Raw genomic sequence first — 19820 nt, forward strand, 5'->3', positions numbered from 1 at the left:
AGATCAAGGAGGGTTGAATATGGCAAAAGCTGTTGTCCTGGAAAAATATTGCAAAAGTTGTAGCTTATGCGTGGAAATTTGCCCAATGAAGATTATGACCATCAGCGAAAAATCTAATGAAAGAGGCTATTTTGTAGCCACTTGCATCGACCAAGAAAAATGCACTGGCTGTGCCTTATGTGCAACTGTCTGTCCAGATGTTGCTATTGAAGTATACAAGTAACTAATAAAGGAGTGTGTACTACGTGGAGAAGGTATTATTAAAAGGGAATGAAATTATTGGTGAAGCAGCAATACGATCAGGATGTAAGCTTTTTTTTGGCTATCCAATTACCCCTTCTACTGAGGTTATTGAATATTTATCTGCTAATCTTCCACCTCAGGGTGGAACAGTACTTCAAGCTGAAGATGAAATCGGAGCTATTAATATGTGTTATGGTGCCGCCTGTACTGGCAACCGCGTTATGACGGCATCTTCTAGTCCTGGTATCAGCTTAAAGCAAGAAGGTATTTCTTATGCAGCAGCTGTAGAACTTCCAATGGTATTAGTGAATGTTAATCGCTGTGGACCTGGACTTGGAGGTCTCGGCCCTGCACAGTCCGACTATTTTCAATCTACAAAAGGTGGTGGACACGGTGATTACCGCCTCATCGTATTAGCCCCATCCAAAGCCCAAGAATTGTATGATTACACGATGGAAGCCTTCGATTTAGCAGACCAGTATCGTAACCCAGTAATGGTTCATACAGATGGATTTCTTGGTCAAACAATGGAACCAATCCTCTTAAAAGAGCGTCCTAAAGATTCTAATGTTGATAAAAACTGGACTGTAACCGGTTGTAAAGGAAGAGAAAAGCGTATCCTTGCTAGCTATTCCTTAACAAACGAAATTGGCGAAGAGCATAACCTACACTGGGAAAAAAAATACAAAGAAATAGAAGAAAAAGAACAACGTTGGGAATCCTTTTATGCCGATGATGCAGAATTCCTGCTAGTCAGCTACGGTACCACGGGCCGAATTTGTAAAAGCACCGTCTTAAACGCAAGAAAGAAAGGAATTAAGCTAGGATTAATTCGCCCTATCACCCTATGGCCTTTTCCAGCCAATGGAATCAAGCCACTGGTGAATCAACTTAAAGGCATTGTAACAGTAGAATTAAATACCGGACAAATGATTGAAGATGTAAAGCTAGCAGCAGAATGCAAAGTTCCTATTCATTTATTTCGTCGTCAAGGCGGGATGCTCCCAACGGAAGAGGAAATACTAACCTACTTAGAAGACATTTTTCAACTAAAATCCGGGGAGGTGCATGCATAATGAAAAAAGTGTTTGAACGAACAAGTGGTTTATCAGATGCCCACTTCACCTTCTGTCCTGGCTGTACCCATGGAACCATCATGAGGCTTATTGCTGAGGTCATGGAGGAACTCAATATTATTGAAGAAACGATCGGTGTATCCCCCGTAGGCTGTGCAGGTTTTTGTCAGGACTTTTTCACTTGTGACTTTGTTGGAGCGGCTCACGGAAGAGCACAAGCTGTTGGTACTGGCATTAAGCGGTCACTCCCAGATAAAACAGTCTTTACTTATCAAGGGGATGGAGATATCGCCGCCATTGGTACACAGCATGCTATTCACTGTGCAGCTAGAGGTGAAAGAATTACATCTATTATGGTCAACAATGCAATTTATGGTATGACCGGTGGTCAGATGGCTCCAACCACCCTAGAAGGAATGAAGACAACCACAAGCCCCTTTGGTCGTGATCCAGTCAGCGTTGGAATGCCAATGGATTTCCCGAAAATCATTGCAAATATTCCAGGTGCGGTTTATGTAGCCTCTGTCTCAGTAGATTCACCTAAGAATATTAACAAAGCTAAGAAAGCGGTAAAAAAGGCTTTTCAGGTTCAACAAGCTGGTCTAGGCTTTGCTCTTGTCAGCATTCTCTCTACCTGCCCTACCAACTGGGGAATGTCTCCAGTAGACAGCCTAGATTGGTTAAGAGAAAATATGCTCCCAATATACGAACTAGGTGTGCTGAAAGAAACAGAGGAGGTAAAAAGCTTATGATGGATAAAGTTATCATGGCTGGCTTTGGCGGACAAGGCATCATGTTTCTTGGTAAAGTATTGGCTTACGCTGGTATGACCACGGATCTAGAGTTATGCTGGATTCCTTCCTATGGACCAGAAATGAGAGGTGGCACTGCTAACTGTTCCGTCATTCTCTCAGATGAAGAAATACACTCGCCTGTGGTTGAGCAGGCTGATGCTGTCATTGTTATGAATCAACCAGCTTACGAACGTTTTAAATCTAAAGTAAAACCTGGTGGAGTCTTAGTTGTCAATTCTTCACTAGCTCATGTACATGATAAACCTACAAACATCACTATTATAGAAATCCCTGCTTCTTCCATCGCTAATAAACTTGGGAATGCCAGCATCGCCAACATGGTATGCCTAGGAGCACTTCTCCCAGCCATGAATTTAGTAACCTGGGACACTGTCGAAAAATCTATGGAAAAGCTAACTATTAAACGTCCTCAGTTCCTCCAAGGCAATCTTGATGCCATTCAAGAAGGAATGACTTTCGTCAAATAATCTTTTTGTTTTTTTATATAAAGAAACAAGCAAAATCATAACATCAGATCTTGCTTGTTTCTTAATAAAACAAATACTTATAACGCTACCCAACCAAACACAAAGCTTCTTTATAGGTAGCATTTTTATTTTATAAATGGGTTTCTGATTAAATGAATATAGTTCAAGACCTGAACCATTTCTTCTTTAGTAAAAGTGCAAATAGAACCAATCACATTCTGAACATTTTTATCAAAAAGAATCTCTCTCATTTCTGGTGTAATAGCCCCAATCATCTCTTCTACTTCTTCTTGCTCTAATATTAAATAGCAAATTGAAATGCCTAATGCTTCGCTAATTTTCTCTATGGAATCCAAGGATGCTTGAACCTTTCCGTTTTCTAAATGCGTTATCATTGCTGTAGATAAACCCGTGATTTCTGCCAATTCCTTTTGAGTCATTCCACGATTCTGTCTTGCATTTTTAAGTTTATCTCCCACTACGCTTTGTTTACGCTTGTTCCCAATAAACAAACTTATAGGAACCAAAAAAACCTCTGTGATGGCCCTCAAAGCTGAAAATGAAGCTACTTTATCTCCTCTTTCCAATTCGCTAATATAGGTAGGTGATAATCCTGTTAAAGTACCCAACTCTTCCAAGCTAAACCCTTTACTTTTTCTAAGGGCTCGGATTTTATCGCCTGTAGATCCAACAGCGATGTGCCTCCAGCAACTTAGATCATCATCTGTGATTTCCAGCTCCTCCACTAGCCTAGCAAAAATTTTCGGTGTAATTTCTCTTTGATCATTTTCTATCTCCTGTAGCTGTTTCATTGGGATACGTATATTATTGGCCAGCTTTTCTAGGCTTATATTCTTCTTTTCTCTTAATGATTTTATACTATCACCCTTAATCAATTTTTTCATCCTCTCAATTTCAAGTCATTAATATTACAGATTTAAGATATTGTCTATATTTTATCATATTTAAGTCATTTACAATATATCTACTGCATTAAACTTTATTTTTTATTAACATTTGTTTTTATCTTTCTCCATTCTGCATAAACATGCTGTCTTTTAAAGAGATCGTTTCCGAATAAACCCCAGTTTCAAAACGAAAGCACCTATTAAAAAGGTGCTTTCGTTTTGAAACTGGGGTTGTTATTTTCGTATCATTCGCTTTAACCAAAAGGCTGCCGCTTCTGTTCGATTTGTTACCTCGATTTTTTTCATGATTTTTGTTATTAAATTTCGTACAGTTTTTTCTGCCAAAAATAGCGTTTCTCCTATTTCTTTGTTCGTCTTTCCTTGACTAACTAAAGCCAATACCGTCTGTTCTCTTTCTTCCAATTCAGCAAGTATTGGATCCTCTAAGGTTTTACGACTCATGATGACCTGTACTTTTTGATCCATTACAGTTAATCCGTGGAGCACATTATGAATCGCTTGAACAATGGCTTTTCCATCCACATTTTTCAACAAATATCCATCAGCACCATTTTTTAAGCTTTCCTGCACCATAAATTCTTCTGCAAATGCAGTTAAAATCAAAACACGAATCTCTGAATTGTAATGCTTTATTTCTTTTACGCCTTGAGTTCCATCGCCATCGGGTAATTGCATGTCTAAAAGAATAATATCTGGATTTGCATCACCCAACTTTTCATAGAGTTCTTGAAGAGAAGCCGCCTCAGCGCATATATGCAACCCTTTGTCCTTTTCTATCAACCCTCTTAATCCCAATCGAACAATTTTATGGTCATCAACCAACATAACTCGTTTTTTAGATGATTCTTCAATCATCCAGCTCACTCCTCCCAAGGAATTCGAATCATTAGTTTAGTTCCTTCTCTACTGCTTTTAAGATGAATATTCCCGTTTATCTTCTTAGTTCGATCTTTTATATTACGCAGGCCATATCCTTCTTCATTTTGCTCCTTCATAGAAAACCCTATCCCGTTGTCTTCAATTTCCGCAATGATTTCCTTTAAATTGGCATAAATGCGTACCCAAACATGTTCTGCTTGTGCATGTTTCTGTATATTCATTAACGCTTCTTGAATAATATAATAAAGCTCAGTATTCATCTCTTTAGAAATTTTGCCTAACACCATATCCGGCACCAAATATTTATAGTCAAGGTTTATGTTATTGTTCCTACGAAACCTTTCCACAAGATTGAATAAGTTTTCCTGAAAATCTTCTATTCCCATATAGGTAGATGTAAAGGTCTTTAAAAACTCTCTTGCTTCCAAGATCGTTTCATTTAAATCCTTTCGTAAAACATCTAATTTTTCATAATGAATATCATTATCCACGGTTTCCATCAATGACTCTACCATCATTCCAGAACCAAACAACCGTTGTATAACTTGATCATGTACCATCTGAATTGTCATTTTTCGCTCTATCATCAATGCCTGCTGTTGTTCATATTCATTTAATCTTCTCTGAATTTCCCAACTAAAGGAGTCAAATATTTGAATTGTTAATACTGTAATTCCGATGGCAGCAAATGCTCTAATTACTTCTATGGGTGTATTTGTAATATTCATAAAAACATCCCTATTGATCATGTTTGCTGGAAAAATATTTAATGGTGCGATAACAAGTCCAGAGGATACTCCGTACACAATAAACAAAATGCCCGATCCAAAATACATGTTAGAGTATTTTTTCAATTTCAAAGATTTAAGATGAAGTCCGTTCTGAAGATAGGATATTCCCGCCATTAAAGCGCCTGGGAATCCCATAAAATATCGCGCTATATTATTAAAAAAAGTTATCTGCCAGTTTAAATCTTCTGGTACAGAAAAAATTCGCCCCAAGAAAAAAAAAGACCATAAAGTAAAAATCAACAGCGGAACCCAAATATGTACTTTTATATTTTTAGCTGTTTCTTTCAAAGTCATTGAAAACCCAAATATAAGTAAAAAAAGAAAAGAAAGTCCCATTAGGAAGGTTTCAGCAGTATATAAATTACAGCTTACAGACTGATATACCCCTACGATTCTAAGCATAGCTATCCATTCAGCCAGGCCATGCAGTACCCCAAAGACCCCAAGGAGTTGAACAGACGTTAATAAAGGAAATTCACTGTTATGTCGAAAGCGTTGTTGAAGAGCTGAAGTTCCCATGACAAAAAACGAAAGCCCATAGAAAAAGAATAACCAGGTATAGGAATCTACTTGTAACTGTAACACATATATCACTCCAATAAAAATTGTGATGTCATGAAGCTTCGACTCATCAGTAATCTTGCATTGTATCTATTACCATAACGGAATCAAAGACACCAGATAAATCCAGTGTCTCTCAAGAAATAAACATTCTCATGAATACCATTAGGTTTCCATCATTTTGTTAACGCGTTGTTCGCTGCGGTATAAAATTGGTGCCGACGAAAAAAATGTACCATTTTGAAATGCTTGTCGTTCCATTTGAATTAATTCTTGAGTTATATGACTTATATTTCTTTGCATATCCGAACTCATGATTTCTTCTATTTCTTCCTTAGTAGCTTTTTTATAGTAAACATAGCTTTTCCATAATCCTTCCTTAATACGTTTTACTGTAGATGGTTTGCGAAGTATCTGTAAAATTTGCTTTTTCAAATCTACGACATAACTTGGTGTAAACCCTTTTGATAAAGAAGCTAGTTGACTACCAATACTCCGAGCCGTTGGTTCATCAAGTTCTTGACATAAAAACTTAACCGTGTACCACAGATTATAAAGATCTTGCTTCGTTTGAATATCTTGTTCTTTTACCCATGCATATGCATGAAGTCTTCGCCTCCAATCCCACCACTTTAATGGGCTATCTAAATCTATTGCTGGAATTAGGAAGAATCCTTCTTGAAACAAAAGCGATCCAAAAAGCCCAGGCGGTTGGCCTAAACGCTTGTTTCTGAGTGTCGTTCTGTAAACACCACAGGTTGGACTTCCTTCCATATATACATAGCCAGAGGCATTAACAGAATTGAGGATTTTCAGAGTGTTCTGGCATGATTCTTTAAGACTATCTGTCACATCCTGCCCCCGTCTGTTTTTGATGCGAGCATTTCCTGCCCACACATCATCTCCATTCCCTCCTACAATACGTATGGGATCTCTCGGAACCCCAAGACCTGCACTCACTTCTGGACAAACTGGTTGCCAAATAAAATCTGCATGTTCCCGTCCAATGGCTTTAATGCGATCCCAACCTTTACGGTTATATCGAAATGGTGCCCCGAAATTACAGGCGCTTACTCCAAGCACAACTTTTTCACGAATTAAGTGCTCCATATTATCCTCTCCGTTTCCGGCTTAATCTTCACTCTGAAAATATTATACCCATTCGAAAGAATCATAAGCAAGAATGACCAAAAGCATCATTCTTTGCTTTTGGTCATTCAGCAGAAATTAAAACCACTTTTTCTTTTTAGCCCCACTAGAAAATAGGCTTTGTATCATCAATAGAATTTTAAAAATGTCTTTGACTGGTTCTACCACTTCTTCATTGATGCCATGCACCACATCTGTTACATACTCTGTCATTTCAGTCACATGCTCAACAGTCGATTGAACATGCTCCATACTTTGATTGACATGCGACGTTATCCCTTCAACATTTTCTAAAACCCTCGGAATCCTTTCTAGGGATTCATCAATGTGTTTTTCATTTTTGTATACGACAGCTTGAATGTTTTTAAGCGCATCATTAATTTTAATAAGCGCCATTAGCAAGTACAAAAGAGCTCCAAGGCCTAGAACTCCAAGAAGCGCAACCAGTAGCTCTCCTACCGTAATCGTTGCTCCCATATCATCCCACCTTTATTGTTCAATCTACGAATTACTATAGTGCATCTTACTTGTCCATCTCTGTTGATAGTTTCTCCGCTTCCTTCGACGTTCTATCTGCAGCATTTTTTACTTCTGTTTTCGCTTTATCTGTTATTTCCTTTTTCTTTGATTCCGCTTGTTCCTGTATTTCTTCTTTTTTTGTTTCAAAAGATTCTTGCGTATCCTTCAAATCCTCTTCAAGGCTATCTTTTTCAGATTTAATTCTTTCTTTGATCGTATCCATTTTTTCCTCTACAACTTCTCTTGTCTCTTCATAAAAAGTGTTCATTTTTTCTTTGCTTTCTTCCAGGTTTTCACTTACCTTAGCCCTGGTTTCATTCAGCTCTTCTTCAATTTTTTCTTTGGCTTTCGCTAGTTCTTCCTTTGTCTTTTTACGCGTATTTTCTCCTTTGTCAGGCGCAAAAAATATGCCTGTTAAGCCACCTAACAATGCTCCTGCTGCCAATCCTTTTGCCATCCCTTTACGTTTTTCCGCTTTTTTCTCTTTTTTTAATCTGTTGGGATCCATAGTTTCTTTGATTAGCTGCAATTTGTCGCTAAAATTCTTTAAACTCATAAACACACTCCCCTTTTTTATCATTTGATGTCGTTAATACCCGCAATTTCGGCCTCTAATCATCAAACACAATGAATTGAGCCTTTGTAAGAATTATAGATCAATTCCCATTCACTTCTTCCATCAAATTACGTCTATATTCCAAATACAGTTTTTTCAACATCCCAATCTGTTCCGCAATAATTAACTGCAACTTAGATACCTCGTCATATTTTTCTTCATAAACCGCTTCTCTCCATTGTGTTAATAAAGATTTCCTTTCCAAACTATCTTTCATTAGTCCATTACGCAAACTACTGATTTTTTCCCAATGAACAACATCTAAGTCCGTTACATACTCTAATCCATGAAGTTTTTTACAGCTTCGAATGGTTTTAGTGTGCTGATGAATTATTCTGCCAACAATCTCTTGAACCCACTGATCCGTCGTCGCTATTTTATATGAGTTAACAATTTCTTTCGTAAACACCTGTCCTTGATATAATTTTTCCTTTTTCTCAGGGTGATTGTCAAATATACATATATTTTCCCATACCGTAGCAGGTGGTTTGCCAAAAAGATAGTTCCTTTCTTCTTCAGAGTAATCATCAAAAACATCCTGCTCACTTCTAAATAACCTCTCTTTATCCAAGTAAAACTTCGTTTCTCCTGCAGGCTTAGAAAACTCAGCTTCCAGTGTTTTTGAATTCATGCCAGATTTGGCAACTTCAATAATTCCATCCAACATCATCAAATAGGAAGCTGCTGTATAGAGATACGTGTTTGAAGTCGGGTTTGGTGACCTTAATTCAAACCGTGTCGCAAGGGGATTAAGCATATCTCTTACTAAAGCTATTAAAATGGTTCGATTTCTCGAGGGTTTATTCGCTTCGTGTCCAATAGATCCTACGGTGCACACCGGGGCTTCAAATCCTGGTCTTAATCGATTTAATGCATCATTAGTCGATGTTACAAACGGATTAATCGCTTCATAATTCTGTAGTATTCCCATTAAAGATCCCCAACCAGCTGGGCTAAGAAACTCTTTTTCTCTATTTTTAGGAGCCATTAAGTTTACCATGCGGCCATCTCTCGTTTTTATGTTGACACCCATATGCGTATGCTTACCACAACCTGCCACTCCTTCAACAGGCTTAGCCATGAAGGTTACCTCTAAACCATATCTTTCAAATATTTCTTCAACTAATACACGTACAAAGGCTTCATTATCCGCTGTTTCCATAGGTGTGTTATATTTCCAGTCAATCTCTAGCTGCTCCATTACATGATTTAGTTTACCTGTGTTGCTTATTTTTGCTGTAACCCCACCGACTTCTTTATGGCCCATCTCAGGTTCAAGACCATATGCGTGAAGCATCATCATCGACTCTTCTAATGCCGATCGAACGCTGCCTTTTGTTCTTTTCCAATATTGCTCTTTCAGGATTTGAGAAGTGGATAATTTTTCTTCGTCTGCTTTATCCTGTGGTGTACGCACCCAAAATTCCAGCTCTGTTGCTGCCGTCATGCAAATTTCCTCAATATCATCCGATGATCTAATTTCATATTCTGACAAAAGTTCAGGATACTCATTAAATAACTCGATCAATCGCTTTTCAAAGTATTTTTCCATTCTTGCCAGTACTCCTCTAGACCCAACATGTTTTCCTTCATGTCTTAGGAATGCCGGGATTCTAAGAGATCCTACAGGTAATCCCGTCTCTTCGTGCATATGTTCAAAGTTATAGTCAACATACCAATTCACATCAATATCTGGCACCAAATCTACTTTTGCATTATTCAAAGTTGCAATCTCATGTAGCATAACACTAGAGCCATCTGTTTGAACACCCACTTTTAAAAATGACTCTACATCCTCTAACAAAATGGAAATCGGTATTTTTTCGTCCGTATTATTCCCACGCAAGTCTACTCCTACCAAGGAAACAAATTGTATCGATGGGTATTTTTTCAATAACGATACCAATATTTCTTTTTCATGTGTCCACACAGGAAGGCTATAAAGCAATTTTTGCGACATTAACTTCTCTAAGTCTTTTTCCATTAAAACTCCTCCTAACTATTTGTTGAATCAATTCAATAAATAAATAAAATTCATTATATCATTTTCAGCTATTTTGTAAAGAAAAGCTGTTAAAACAACAAAAGACTCTCCAGTATATCCTAAAGAGTCTTTTAAAAAAACACATCTATATTACACACATTAATAATGCCATGTATTGCCAGTACTTTCTGTTTGTTCATCCTCGACTTTTTCATCTTCTGCAAAGTCTTCATCGGTATCATCTTTTGTAATCATTACTTTCTCTATGACACCATCTCTTACTTTCACTACTTTTATATTTAAACCGCCAGACTCAAATACTGCTCCTTCTGCTACTGGAACACAAGCTTCCTCTGCCAAATTGCACACAAGTCCTCCCAAAGTATGACCTCTGGAACTCGGTATTTTAGCGCCTGTTTTTTCTATGATTTCTTCAAGACTCGTCGAAGCTGAATACACCCGATGATCTCGTGTTACAAAGTCTTTTTTAGGCTCCAGGTATTTTTGGATAGCAAACACACCTGCAATAGCAACGGTCCCCAGCACAAGATCCAACATGGTGTCACCATAAATCAACATTTTTCTGGCAATTACGTACAACACTAATTCCAAAATAGCACTTGTAGAATGAGAAAGAAGCATCAACATCAATTCAATTCCTACCACTAGCAATAAGGTATGCCCCAAAAAATTTTTAAACACAGCATAAGAACCTTCTGCATCCGTATTAAATATAAGCACAAAATATTTGATAATATCAAGCAGTCCAATGATAATGGCAATGGCCAAAAATAATTTCCAGATAATAGGCTGACTTTTCTAATTTCTTCATAATTAGCAATTCTTTCACCATGCCATCCCCTTTAATAAAATCAACACAAACTCTGTTTGTTTTTAGCATACGCCCTCATTATAGGCCTTAATCCAAAATAAAGCAACCGAAGCTTTTAAATCAAACATTTTCTATTCTATATCAGTGGCTCCCATAACATTTCCACCAGTGTCAAATCATCTTTTAGCTCTTTTTGTCGGTCGGCTAACTTCTTAAAGGACATAGTGAGGGGCCGTTGAGTATTGCTACATTGATAGTTTTTGACATTTTGGATCATTCTATCATAATCCATAATATGATGATTTTCATCTTCCAACTCCAATAAGCCATCCGAATAGATTAGCAGTCTATCCCCCGCTTTTAACTGAACGGTTTCTTCTTCATGCTCCTGTGAAAACTCAAATCCTATTGGTGTTCCGTAAGCATTTAATGTTTCAAGACTCCCGTCTTTTCTCAATAATAATGGTTCTGGATGTGCCCCTCGACAATAACGAAGCAGTCCAGTATACGTATTCAGTACCATGTAAAAAACAGTGAAGTAATGCTGATACTTTGAAAACGAAAAACGTTTATTAAGAAATTGCACTACATTTCCAGGAGTTACTATTTCATAATAAGGTGGATATTTAATCTCTTTTTTCAAGGGTGTTCCTCTGCTAACATCTGGAACCATAAGCTCAGACAAAGCCACAGCAATCATTGATGAAGCAACACCATGGCCCATTACATCCACCATATACAGGCCTACATGCTCTTGATCCAACATAAAAATATCATAAATATCTCCGCCCACTTTCCCAGATGGTTGAAAATGAGAATAAAAAGAGCAGTTAGGGACTTGAATTATATTTTGAGGAATAAGTGACTCTTGAATCCGGGCAGCCAGTGTTAAATGGTGATCTATTTCAGATTTTTGTCGATTAATTTTCTGAATACTCTCTTCTAATGCTTGATGACTTTGTTTAAGACGTTCTTTTAGTTGTACCTTATCTAACCAAGTCATCACTTTGGTTTTTAATTCAGCATACACTACAGGAGAAGGAATGCAATCATCAATACCTTCCTGGTAAAGAAACTCTCTATTTTGTTGATAGTCTTCCTGAGAAAGCTGTACTATCATAGGTATGTTTTGAATACGTGAAATAGACTTTAAGGCTTGGCAGCAAGCAAACACATCACTAAAAACACTTGATTGTGCCTGTATAATAATCATATCAGGTTTCTCTGCAATAATATGGTAGTAGGTGTTATGATGATACACATATTGAACCACTTCATGCCCCCAACTTCTAAAACGTTGCTTATTCAATTGTGTCGTGTCCTTAACAATTTCAAGCATCAGTATTTTTCCAGTTTTCATCGACTGACCCTTTCTCTGGTAGAGTTTACTTTATCTACATCCATTTAAGTTTACCTTTAATAAATGATTTCTGCAATGAAGTTTTTCTTTTGCTTTTATCGAAAGTAGGTATACTCATATCAAAGTATTTAATATAAGAAGCGAAAGGGGTTGTTCAATTAGAAGTACAATTTCTTGGTTCCGACTACGCTTCAGGGAAGATGATCCTATTCTAGGCTCGGCCATTTTAGAACCCAGGATTATCAAAGGAAACAAAACAGAGATTCTTTCCATCGGTATTTTATTAGGGGATTAACCCATTAGCATTCCCTTTGCTTTTTTTACAGCCTGGACTGCATCTGGAGCATATTGAGCACCTATGCTTTCGGCATATGCTTCAGTTAATACCGCACCACCTACCAGTAACGGAATCGAAGGCTCCAATCCACGTATTTTCTCAGCCACCACTGCCATCTGCTGCATAGTAGTAGTCATTAAGGCACTTAATCCAATTATATCAGCCGACTCTTCTAAGGCTGTACGAATAATCAAATCTGAATCTACATCTTTTCCTAGATCAATCACACGAAATCCATGATTTTCTAACATAACGGATACAATGTTTTTCCCAATATCATGAATATCCCCTTTGACAGTAGCTAAAACAATCGTCCCTGCATGTGATGAAGCTGATTGGGGTAGTTTTTCTTTGAGAATTCCAAAGGCTTTTTGTGCTGCTTCAGATGACATCAACAATTGAGGCAGAAAAAAAGATCCATCCTCGTATAAAGACCCAACTTTTTCTAAAGCCGGCGTAATGCTATGATTGATTATCTTAAGACTATCCATTCCTTCCAGCAGCAACGCTTCGATCTGGGATTGGATCCCATCCGTATCACCGTGTAGAATTTGATTTTTTAAAGATGCAAAACACGCTTCTGTTGTCTTTTTGTTTTTATGATGACTTTCTGGTATCTCTTCTCTCTTCTTTTTCTGATTTTCATAAATATACCGCTTTGCATTTTTGTCTTTACCAGTTAAAACATCTGCACCACAACTTATAATTTGAAAAAGCGGTTCCCTTGGATTGATAATTGGCATATCAAGACCAGCCCCCAATGCCATAGCTAAAAAACTTGCTGTTAGCCCTTTGCGCTCTGGGAGGCCATGAGAGATATTACTGATCCCTAATACAGTCCTTACGCCAAGTCTTTCTTTAATCATTTGAACCGCTTTAATGGATTCCATAACCAAATTTTGTTGAGCACCCGCCGTTAACGTTAGTGGATCCACCCAAATATCTCTTCGATCTAACCCTTGTTCCAAAGCATAGTTTACCATAGTCTCTGCAATATTAAATCGTTCTTCTGCTGTTTCGGGGATGCCACTTCCATCCAAGGTTAAACATAACAATGCCGCTCCATAAGTCTTTGCCAACTTAACCATTTTTTCCATCTTCTCTATTTCTGCTGTTGTCGAATTTAGCAAAGGTTTTCCGCGAACCGCCTTTAATCCAGCCTCTGTCACTCGCTCATCACTGCTATCAATAGAGATGGGAACATTAATATTTTTTTGTACGGCTTCAATAGTCAGAGGCATAACAATTTCTTGATCAACACCTGAAGCTCCCGTATTGATATCGATAACAGAAGCTCCTGCCAAAACTTGAGCTTCTGCTTCTTCCACTGCTAGTCGAGTATTTTTATTTCGAAAACCATCCGCTAAATTTTTTCTAGCAGTAGGATTGATATTCTCTCCAATAATGGGAGTTTGATATCCTTCTCCAATATAAATAGTTTGAGTCGTTCCCGTCAGTTTAGAAAAATCAATTCTATTGACTTTTCTCGGCTTTAGCATCTTCAACTCTGAATAAAAAGCACCGATATGTTCTGGAGTAGTACCACAACAACCACCCAACATAGAAGCGCCGACTTCAATTAAATGAGGGATGTATCCCTTCATAAGATCTGGTGTCATATCATAGGTCGTTTGATTTCCTACCAACCTTGGTAAACCAGCATTCGCTTGGGCCATCAAAGGAATATCTGAAACATTTCGCATACGTCTTATAATTGACACCATCAAATCAGGCCCAACACCACAATTCGCTCCTACCACATCTGCATCCAAAGCTTCTAGAGCGGTGACGACGGTTTCTGGATCTGCACCGGTCAAAGTACGTTGTTGCAAATCGAAAGTCATGGTACAAACAACTGGAAGATCTGCTGCTTTTTTCGCACCGATAACAGCTGCTTTTGCCTCTTGTAAATCAGCCATTGTTTCAATAAGGAATATATCGCATCCACCCTGAGCCAAGGCCTTTGCCTGTTCCTCGAAAACATCGACGGCCTCCTCAAAGGTTAATCCTCCCATGGGCGCCATCAATTTACCTGTTGGCCCAATATTCCCTGCTACCAAAACGTGTTCACCCGCTGCTTTTTTTGCAATAGAGGCCGCTTTTCTATTGATGACCATCACATCATCAGCCAAGCCATATGCATTTAACTTTATTCGAGTTCCTCCGAAGGAATTGGTTTGAATCATTCTACTACCAGCCTGAATATAGGCACCATGAATTGATTCTATGATGCTCTCATGAGAAATATTAACAGCTTCTGGACACGTAACATCAGGTACTCGTTGATTTAAAATAGTCCCCATAGCACCATCGCCCAACAGGACATTGTTTTTCAAATAATTTAGCAATTGATTCATTTCATTACACTCCCAATCTCAGCAATCATCTATGTTCTTTCACTCCAAAATGAAGGCGTCAATAGAATAAACACTGTAAACAGTTCCAGTCTTCCCATTAACATAAATAAAGATAAAACTCCTTTAGCTAAATAGCTAAACTCGCTATAGGTTTGCGTCGGTCCAACAAACCCAAAACCTGGACCAATGTTACCTAGAGTTGCTGCTGCTGCACTAATCGCACTAATTAAATCCAATCCTTCTATACTTAAAATCATAGTCCCCCCCATGAGAATAAGTGCATATAAAAAGAAAAAACTAGTAACACTTGCAATTGTATCCGCTTGAAGCATTCGACCTTGTATCTGAATAGGAACCATGGCTCTAGGGTGTAGCACTTTTAAGATTTGTCTTTTTACCAGTTTAAACAAAACGAGAATCCGAATTACTTTGATGCACCCACCCGTTGAACCGGCACAACCACCCACAAACATCAAAAAGAAAATGATACTTTGAGCAAAAGGAGTCCACATCTCATAATCTACAGTTGTATAACCAGTAGTAGTCATGATAGAAGCTACCTGAAAAGCAGTGTGACGAAAAGTATCTGTCCACGCACCAGATTGCTGCAGTTGTAGATTGATAAATAAAGCCAGCATGGCAGCAGATAATAAGAGCATATATAAACGAAGTTCTGCGTTTTCTAAAACATTCCCCATTTTCTTTTTATATAGCTCATAGTAAAGCGCAAAATTTATACCTGCTGCAATCATAAAAATAGTAATCACCCATTGAACATAAGCACTTTCATAAGCACCGACACTATTATTATAAATAGAAAAACCACCAGTACCAACAGTGCCAAAGGTATGAATCAAGGATTCGTATAAACCAAGACCTCCCAGCATCAACAAAACCGTTTGTAATAATGTCATTCCGAAATAAGCAGTATATAGAATAGTTGCTGTTTGTTGCATTTTAGGAACTAACTTATCAGACACAGGTCCTGGGCTTTCTGCTTTAAAAATTTGAAAACCACCAACGCCTATTGCAGGCAGAACAGCCAATGTTAGAACAAGAATCCCCATACCCCCTAACCAATGGGTAAAAGATCTCCAAAATAGTATTCCCCTAGGAAGCACTTCAATATCTTCTAAAATAGTGGCTCCAGTGGTAGTCAATCCTGATACTGTTTCAAAAAATGCATCCATGATGTGTGGAATGCTTCCCGAAAAATAAAAAGGAAGTGCACCAAAAAACGAGACTACTATCCATCCCCCAGCAACAATAATTAATGCTTCCTTTGCTTTAATTTTTTTAGAGGACTGTCTAAATCGAGCACAAGGGATTCCAATCAATAAAGTCAACAATATCGTATAAAGAAACGCACTTACTTCTATTTCTCGGTAGTATAAACTAACTAAAACTGCTGGCACTAGCATCAGAGCTTTAAATACCAGTAGACTTCCCATCACTTTTATGACGATTCCATAATTCATTAAGCAAACCCCTCTTCGGTGGATAAAAGTATTTTTCAAAGTCCGTCCTGTCGTCCTTCGTTGCAAATATGACAACACGATCACCCGCCGTGATCACAGTTTCTCCATCTGGTATAATCACCTTATTGTTGCGTAGCACAGATCCGATGATAAGCCCTGTAGGCAGTTCCAAATCTCGTAAGTTTTTCTCAGTCACATATGCTTTTTCCTGAACAATTAACTCTGTGACTTCTGCTTTTCCTCCAAACAACAAAGAAAAGGATAAAACTTTTCCTCCCTGAACAAATCGTAAAATCTCACTAGCTGTAATGGTCACAGGATTTACCGCAACGCCTACTCCTAGTTTTTCAATAATTGGGATATAGTTAGGTCGACTCACTTTTGCAATCACCTTTTTAGTACTATACTGTTTTGCAAGCAATGACAGTAATAGGTTTTCTTCATCCAAACCTGTTAAGGATACCAGTGCATCTGCCTCAAAAATAGATTCTTCTTCTAATAAATTTATATCTGTTCCATCCCCATGAATGACCAATGCATCATTAAGGGTTTCCGCTAAATACTTGCATCGATTCCTAGATTCTTCAATTATTTTAACTTGAACACCAATTTTCAAAAGTTTATCTGCTAAATAGTATCCTATGCGACCTCCACCTAGAATGACAACATTCTTGGTGATTTTCTTATCTGGCGAAATACCACATCGACGAGTAAACGAGTTAATATCATCCTTCTCTCCAATAACATACAAAACATCCGTTTCTTCAAGTTGCGTTTCACCATGTGGAATGATAACCTTTCCATTACGATACAAAGCAGCAATCAGAACTCTTTCTTCATAGTTTAAGTCTTTCACGTATTGACCAGACATTTCACAAAGATTTTGTACCTTTACATCAGCCAGTACAATTTTACCATGAGCAAAATCTTCGGTATGAACTGGAAGCCCCTTCATAAGGTATCGAATAATTTCTACGGATGTTGCAAGTTCTGGATTAACGATATAGTCAATATTCATTTCTTTTTTAATAAAGTCAGACTGTCTGGAATATTCTGGATTCCTCACGCGGGCAATAGACTGTTTGCAACCCATCCGTTTAGACAAAAAGGCAATAAGCATATTGGTTTCATCATCATCTGTTACGGCAATCACTAAGTCAGTTTCATGAACTCTTGCTTGCTTTAAACTCTTAATTTCTACCCCATTTTGCTGCATGGCAAGTACATCAAGCTGATCCGTTGTTTTTTGTAGCGCTTGTGCTTTAGGGTCCATTACAGTTACATCATTTTCTTTATCTGAAAAAGCTTCAGCCAGCTGAAATCCCAACTTTCCAACGCCTACGATTAGTATTTTCATTAAGAACAACTCCAATATATTGATTTCCTTGGACATTCGTCCTCAGACTAAAGCCATTTTACCACAATTACGATCTAATCCCAAGTCTATTCGCCGTAAAGGAGTCCCATATTTGACAGGTTTTCATAACTATGCTGTAATAGTCATGCAAGCTGCTTTCCTAATATAATCTACAAAAGTGAGGAGATCCAATGAATTCAAAAAGAAAGATAGTAACAGTTTTGTTTATAGCTGCTATGCTCCTGTTTCTTGTCTATCAGATGCTTAATAAACCTACTGGGGAGTGGGTTGAAAAGAATGAATTTGTGCTTGGTACATTTAGTCAAATAAGAGTTTATGCACCCAGTCAAACAGAAGGGGAGGCTATTATTCAAAAAGCTTTTGACCGAGTTCGAGAAATCGAAAACAGAATGAGTTCCCACATCGAAACGAGTCAGGTTTATGAAATCAATCAAGAAGCTGGAATTTCTTCTGTTGAAGTAACCGACGATACCTTAAAAGTCATTCAAAATGGTATTGATTATTATGATGAAACTCAGGGTCTTTTTCATATTGGAATTGGTTCCCTCATCGAATTATGGGGCATTGGATCTGAACATCCATATATCCCAACACAGTCTGAAATTGAGGAAAAGCTGGAATATTTGGATATTCATGCTATCCAAATTCAAGGAAATCATGTTCAACTTATGAATCCTCAAATGTCTTTAGATTTAGGAGGTATTGCCAAAGGATATGCAGTAGACGAAAGCGCTCGAATCCTTCAGGAGGAGGGCATCCAAAGCGGATTTATCAATTTCGGCGGTGATGTTTATGCCCTTGGAGATAAACCTGATGAAACGCCTTGGAATGTAGGAATTCGTGAACCAGTCATTGAATCCGGATCCGTTCTGGGCCGAATTCCTTCAACAAATGTTTCTGTTGTCACCTCAGGAGATTATGAACGATACTCCATCAAAGAGGATACGGTGTACCACCATATCCTTGACCCTAGGACAGGTTATCCCTCTCAATCAGGTCTAAGTAGTGTTACTATTGTTTCTGATACATCCATTGCTGGCGATGTTTATTCTACAGCAGCTTTTATTATGGGACTAGATGCCGGCTTACAATTGATAGAAGCAGCAGAGAATATTGAAGGAATCTTTGTCAATCACCAAAAAGAAATATTTCTAAGTTCTGGTCTTCAAAACAATGGATTTGAATTGATGAACGACGACTACCAAATCCTTGAAAATTAGGAATAGATAAAAGGTATCTATTGTCCACATAATATTTCATCTTTGCTTGTCCTTAAAAAAGGGTGGCGCCATATATCGGCACCACCCTTTTCTCACTAAAGAATTTCAACATCTGGATCTATTTTATAAATTACATCTTTTCTCTCTAGAATTATTTTTGTTTTCTCTTTTAGTTTTTCACTATTCTTTATTTCCGTCAGCAGTTCTCGAGCTGGATTGATCGCTACAGGATTTCCTACAGCCTGCAACATTGATAAATCACCTTTTGTATCCCCATAAGCAAAGCTATTTGGCAAATCAATCTGGTACTCATCAATTATATCCGCTAGAGCTCTTTTTTTGTTAGCAGAATCCCACATTTGAACAATTTCTCCAGTAAAATTATTACTTTCATCCACCAAATATTCCGTAGCTCTAAAATCTTCCACTTCATATTTTTCTGCCATTTTTTCCACTAAATAATCTGGACTGCCCGATATAAAGAATACATAATGTCCTTGCTGTTTATGCCAAAAAATACGATCTCTGGTGAATCGATAGACCCGGTCCCCTTTTGTATCAATCACCTGATCTACAATGAAATCGATATAGTATTTATTTTGACCCTTCATGGATTTTAGATATATTTCCGCAACTTCTAATAAATAATCTTCATAATTCCCCATGCGTTTATCCCAGTTTCGAAACGCTTTCTGTGCATGACTGTACCAATAGTGTGGGTCGATAATTTCATATCGAATCAGTCGCTTAAAATGCTCCATCATTAAAGAGTCACGGTGAAGCGTTCCATCAATATCAAAAAAAGCAGCAATGTTCTTATTCATCTTCA

General features: G+C 37.8%; 19 protein-coding genes. 5 read left to right on the forward strand and 14 right to left on the reverse strand.

The window, feature by feature from the left end:
• The first annotated feature begins 19 nt into the window (after positions 1-19).
• From ACZ47N_RS01360 to ACZ47N_RS01375, 4 genes are read left to right on the forward strand one after another with little or no spacing between them, the layout of a single operon-like run.
• Complete coding sequence (locus ACZ47N_RS01360) at positions 20-223, forward strand: 4Fe-4S dicluster domain-containing protein (protein ID WP_464887349.1); 204 nt, start codon at positions 20-22, stop codon at positions 221-223.
• A gap of 22 nt (positions 224-245) precedes the next feature.
• Positions 246-1319 (forward strand): 3-methyl-2-oxobutanoate dehydrogenase subunit VorB, encoded by a 1074-nt coding sequence (vorB, locus tag ACZ47N_RS01365; protein WP_464887350.1) that lies wholly within the window; start codon positions 246-248, stop codon positions 1317-1319.
• Complete coding sequence (locus ACZ47N_RS01370; RefSeq protein ID WP_464887351.1) at positions 1319-2071, forward strand: thiamine pyrophosphate-dependent enzyme; 753 nt, start codon at positions 1319-1321, stop codon at positions 2069-2071. The genes vorB and ACZ47N_RS01370 overlap by 1 nt, the downstream gene beginning before the upstream one ends.
• Positions 2068-2601, forward strand: coding sequence for a 2-oxoacid:acceptor oxidoreductase family protein (locus tag ACZ47N_RS01375; protein WP_464887352.1), 534 nt, complete (start codon positions 2068-2070; stop codon positions 2599-2601). Before ACZ47N_RS01370 ends, ACZ47N_RS01375 begins: the two co-directional genes overlap by 4 nt.
• Positions 2602-2726: 125 nt before the next feature.
• Here ACZ47N_RS01375 and ACZ47N_RS01380 read toward each other — a convergent pair whose 3' ends face one another.
• The 13 genes from ACZ47N_RS01380 to trkA form a co-directional block, all read right to left on the reverse strand.
• On the reverse strand, positions 2727-3497 hold the full coding sequence (locus ACZ47N_RS01380; RefSeq protein ID WP_464887353.1) for a helix-turn-helix transcriptional regulator: 771 nt from the start codon (positions 3495-3497) through the stop codon (positions 2727-2729).
• A 246-nt stretch (positions 3498-3743) separates the two neighbouring features.
• Positions 3744-4385 carry a response regulator gene (locus ACZ47N_RS01385; protein ID WP_464887354.1) on the reverse strand — a complete coding sequence of 214 codons (642 nt, stop codon included), beginning with the start codon at positions 4383-4385 and terminating at the stop codon, positions 3744-3746.
• A gap of 5 nt (positions 4386-4390) precedes the next feature.
• The gene (locus ACZ47N_RS01390) at positions 4391-5785 is read right to left on the reverse strand and encodes a sensor histidine kinase (protein ID WP_464887355.1); all 1395 of its coding nucleotides are present in this window, start codon (positions 5783-5785) and stop codon (positions 4391-4393) included.
• 141 nt (positions 5786-5926) lie between these two features.
• Positions 5927-6871 (reverse strand): 2-thiouracil desulfurase family protein, encoded by a 945-nt coding sequence (locus ACZ47N_RS01395; RefSeq protein ID WP_464887356.1) that lies wholly within the window; start codon positions 6869-6871, stop codon positions 5927-5929.
• 117 nt (positions 6872-6988) lie between these two features.
• Positions 6989-7387: a hypothetical protein gene (locus ACZ47N_RS01400; protein ID WP_464887357.1), complete on the reverse strand. Its 399-nt coding sequence runs from the start codon at positions 7385-7387 to the stop codon at positions 6989-6991.
• Between the two features lie 46 nt (positions 7388-7433).
• Complete coding sequence (locus ACZ47N_RS01405) at positions 7434-7985, reverse strand: YtxH domain-containing protein (RefSeq protein WP_464887358.1); 552 nt, start codon at positions 7983-7985, stop codon at positions 7434-7436.
• Between the two features lie 100 nt (positions 7986-8085).
• Complete coding sequence (locus tag ACZ47N_RS01410) at positions 8086-10029, reverse strand: type I glutamate--ammonia ligase (protein WP_464887359.1); 1944 nt, start codon at positions 10027-10029, stop codon at positions 8086-8088.
• Between the two features lie 159 nt (positions 10030-10188).
• The gene (locus ACZ47N_RS01415; protein ID WP_464887360.1) at positions 10189-10818 is read right to left on the reverse strand and encodes a transporter associated domain-containing protein; all 630 of its coding nucleotides are present in this window, start codon (positions 10816-10818) and stop codon (positions 10189-10191) included.
• Complete coding sequence (locus tag ACZ47N_RS01420) at positions 10787-10930, reverse strand: hypothetical protein (RefSeq protein ID WP_464887361.1); 144 nt, start codon at positions 10928-10930, stop codon at positions 10787-10789. Before ACZ47N_RS01420 ends, ACZ47N_RS01415 begins: the two co-directional genes overlap by 32 nt.
• Before the next feature lie 67 nt (positions 10931-10997).
• On the reverse strand, positions 10998-12221 hold the full coding sequence (locus tag ACZ47N_RS01425; RefSeq protein WP_464887362.1) for a SpoIIE family protein phosphatase: 1224 nt from the start codon (positions 12219-12221) through the stop codon (positions 10998-11000).
• Positions 12222-12512: 291 nt separating this feature from the next.
• Complete coding sequence (locus ACZ47N_RS01430; RefSeq protein ID WP_464887363.1) at positions 12513-14915, reverse strand: homocysteine S-methyltransferase family protein; 2403 nt, start codon at positions 14913-14915, stop codon at positions 12513-12515.
• 29 nt (positions 14916-14944) lie between these two features.
• Entirely contained in the window at positions 14945-16393 is a 1449-nt protein-coding gene (locus ACZ47N_RS01435) for a TrkH family potassium uptake protein (RefSeq protein ID WP_464887364.1), read from the reverse strand.
• Complete coding sequence (trkA, locus tag ACZ47N_RS01440) at positions 16344-17750, reverse strand: Trk system potassium transporter TrkA (RefSeq protein WP_464887365.1); 1407 nt, start codon at positions 17748-17750, stop codon at positions 16344-16346. Before trkA ends, ACZ47N_RS01435 begins: the two co-directional genes overlap by 50 nt.
• Before the next feature lie 191 nt (positions 17751-17941).
• Between trkA and ACZ47N_RS01445 the strand changes: the two genes are divergently transcribed.
• Positions 17942-18991 carry an FAD:protein FMN transferase gene (locus tag ACZ47N_RS01445; RefSeq protein WP_464887366.1) on the forward strand — a complete coding sequence of 350 codons (1050 nt, stop codon included), beginning with the start codon at positions 17942-17944 and terminating at the stop codon, positions 18989-18991.
• 95 nt (positions 18992-19086) lie between these two features.
• Here the strand turns inward: ACZ47N_RS01445 and ACZ47N_RS01450 are convergent, their stop codons facing one another.
• Entirely contained in the window at positions 19087-19815 is a 729-nt protein-coding gene (locus ACZ47N_RS01450; RefSeq protein ID WP_464887367.1) for an HAD family hydrolase, read from the reverse strand.
• Positions 19816-19820 lie beyond the last annotated feature (5 nt).

This window comes from Tindallia texcoconensis (assembly GCF_055383815.1).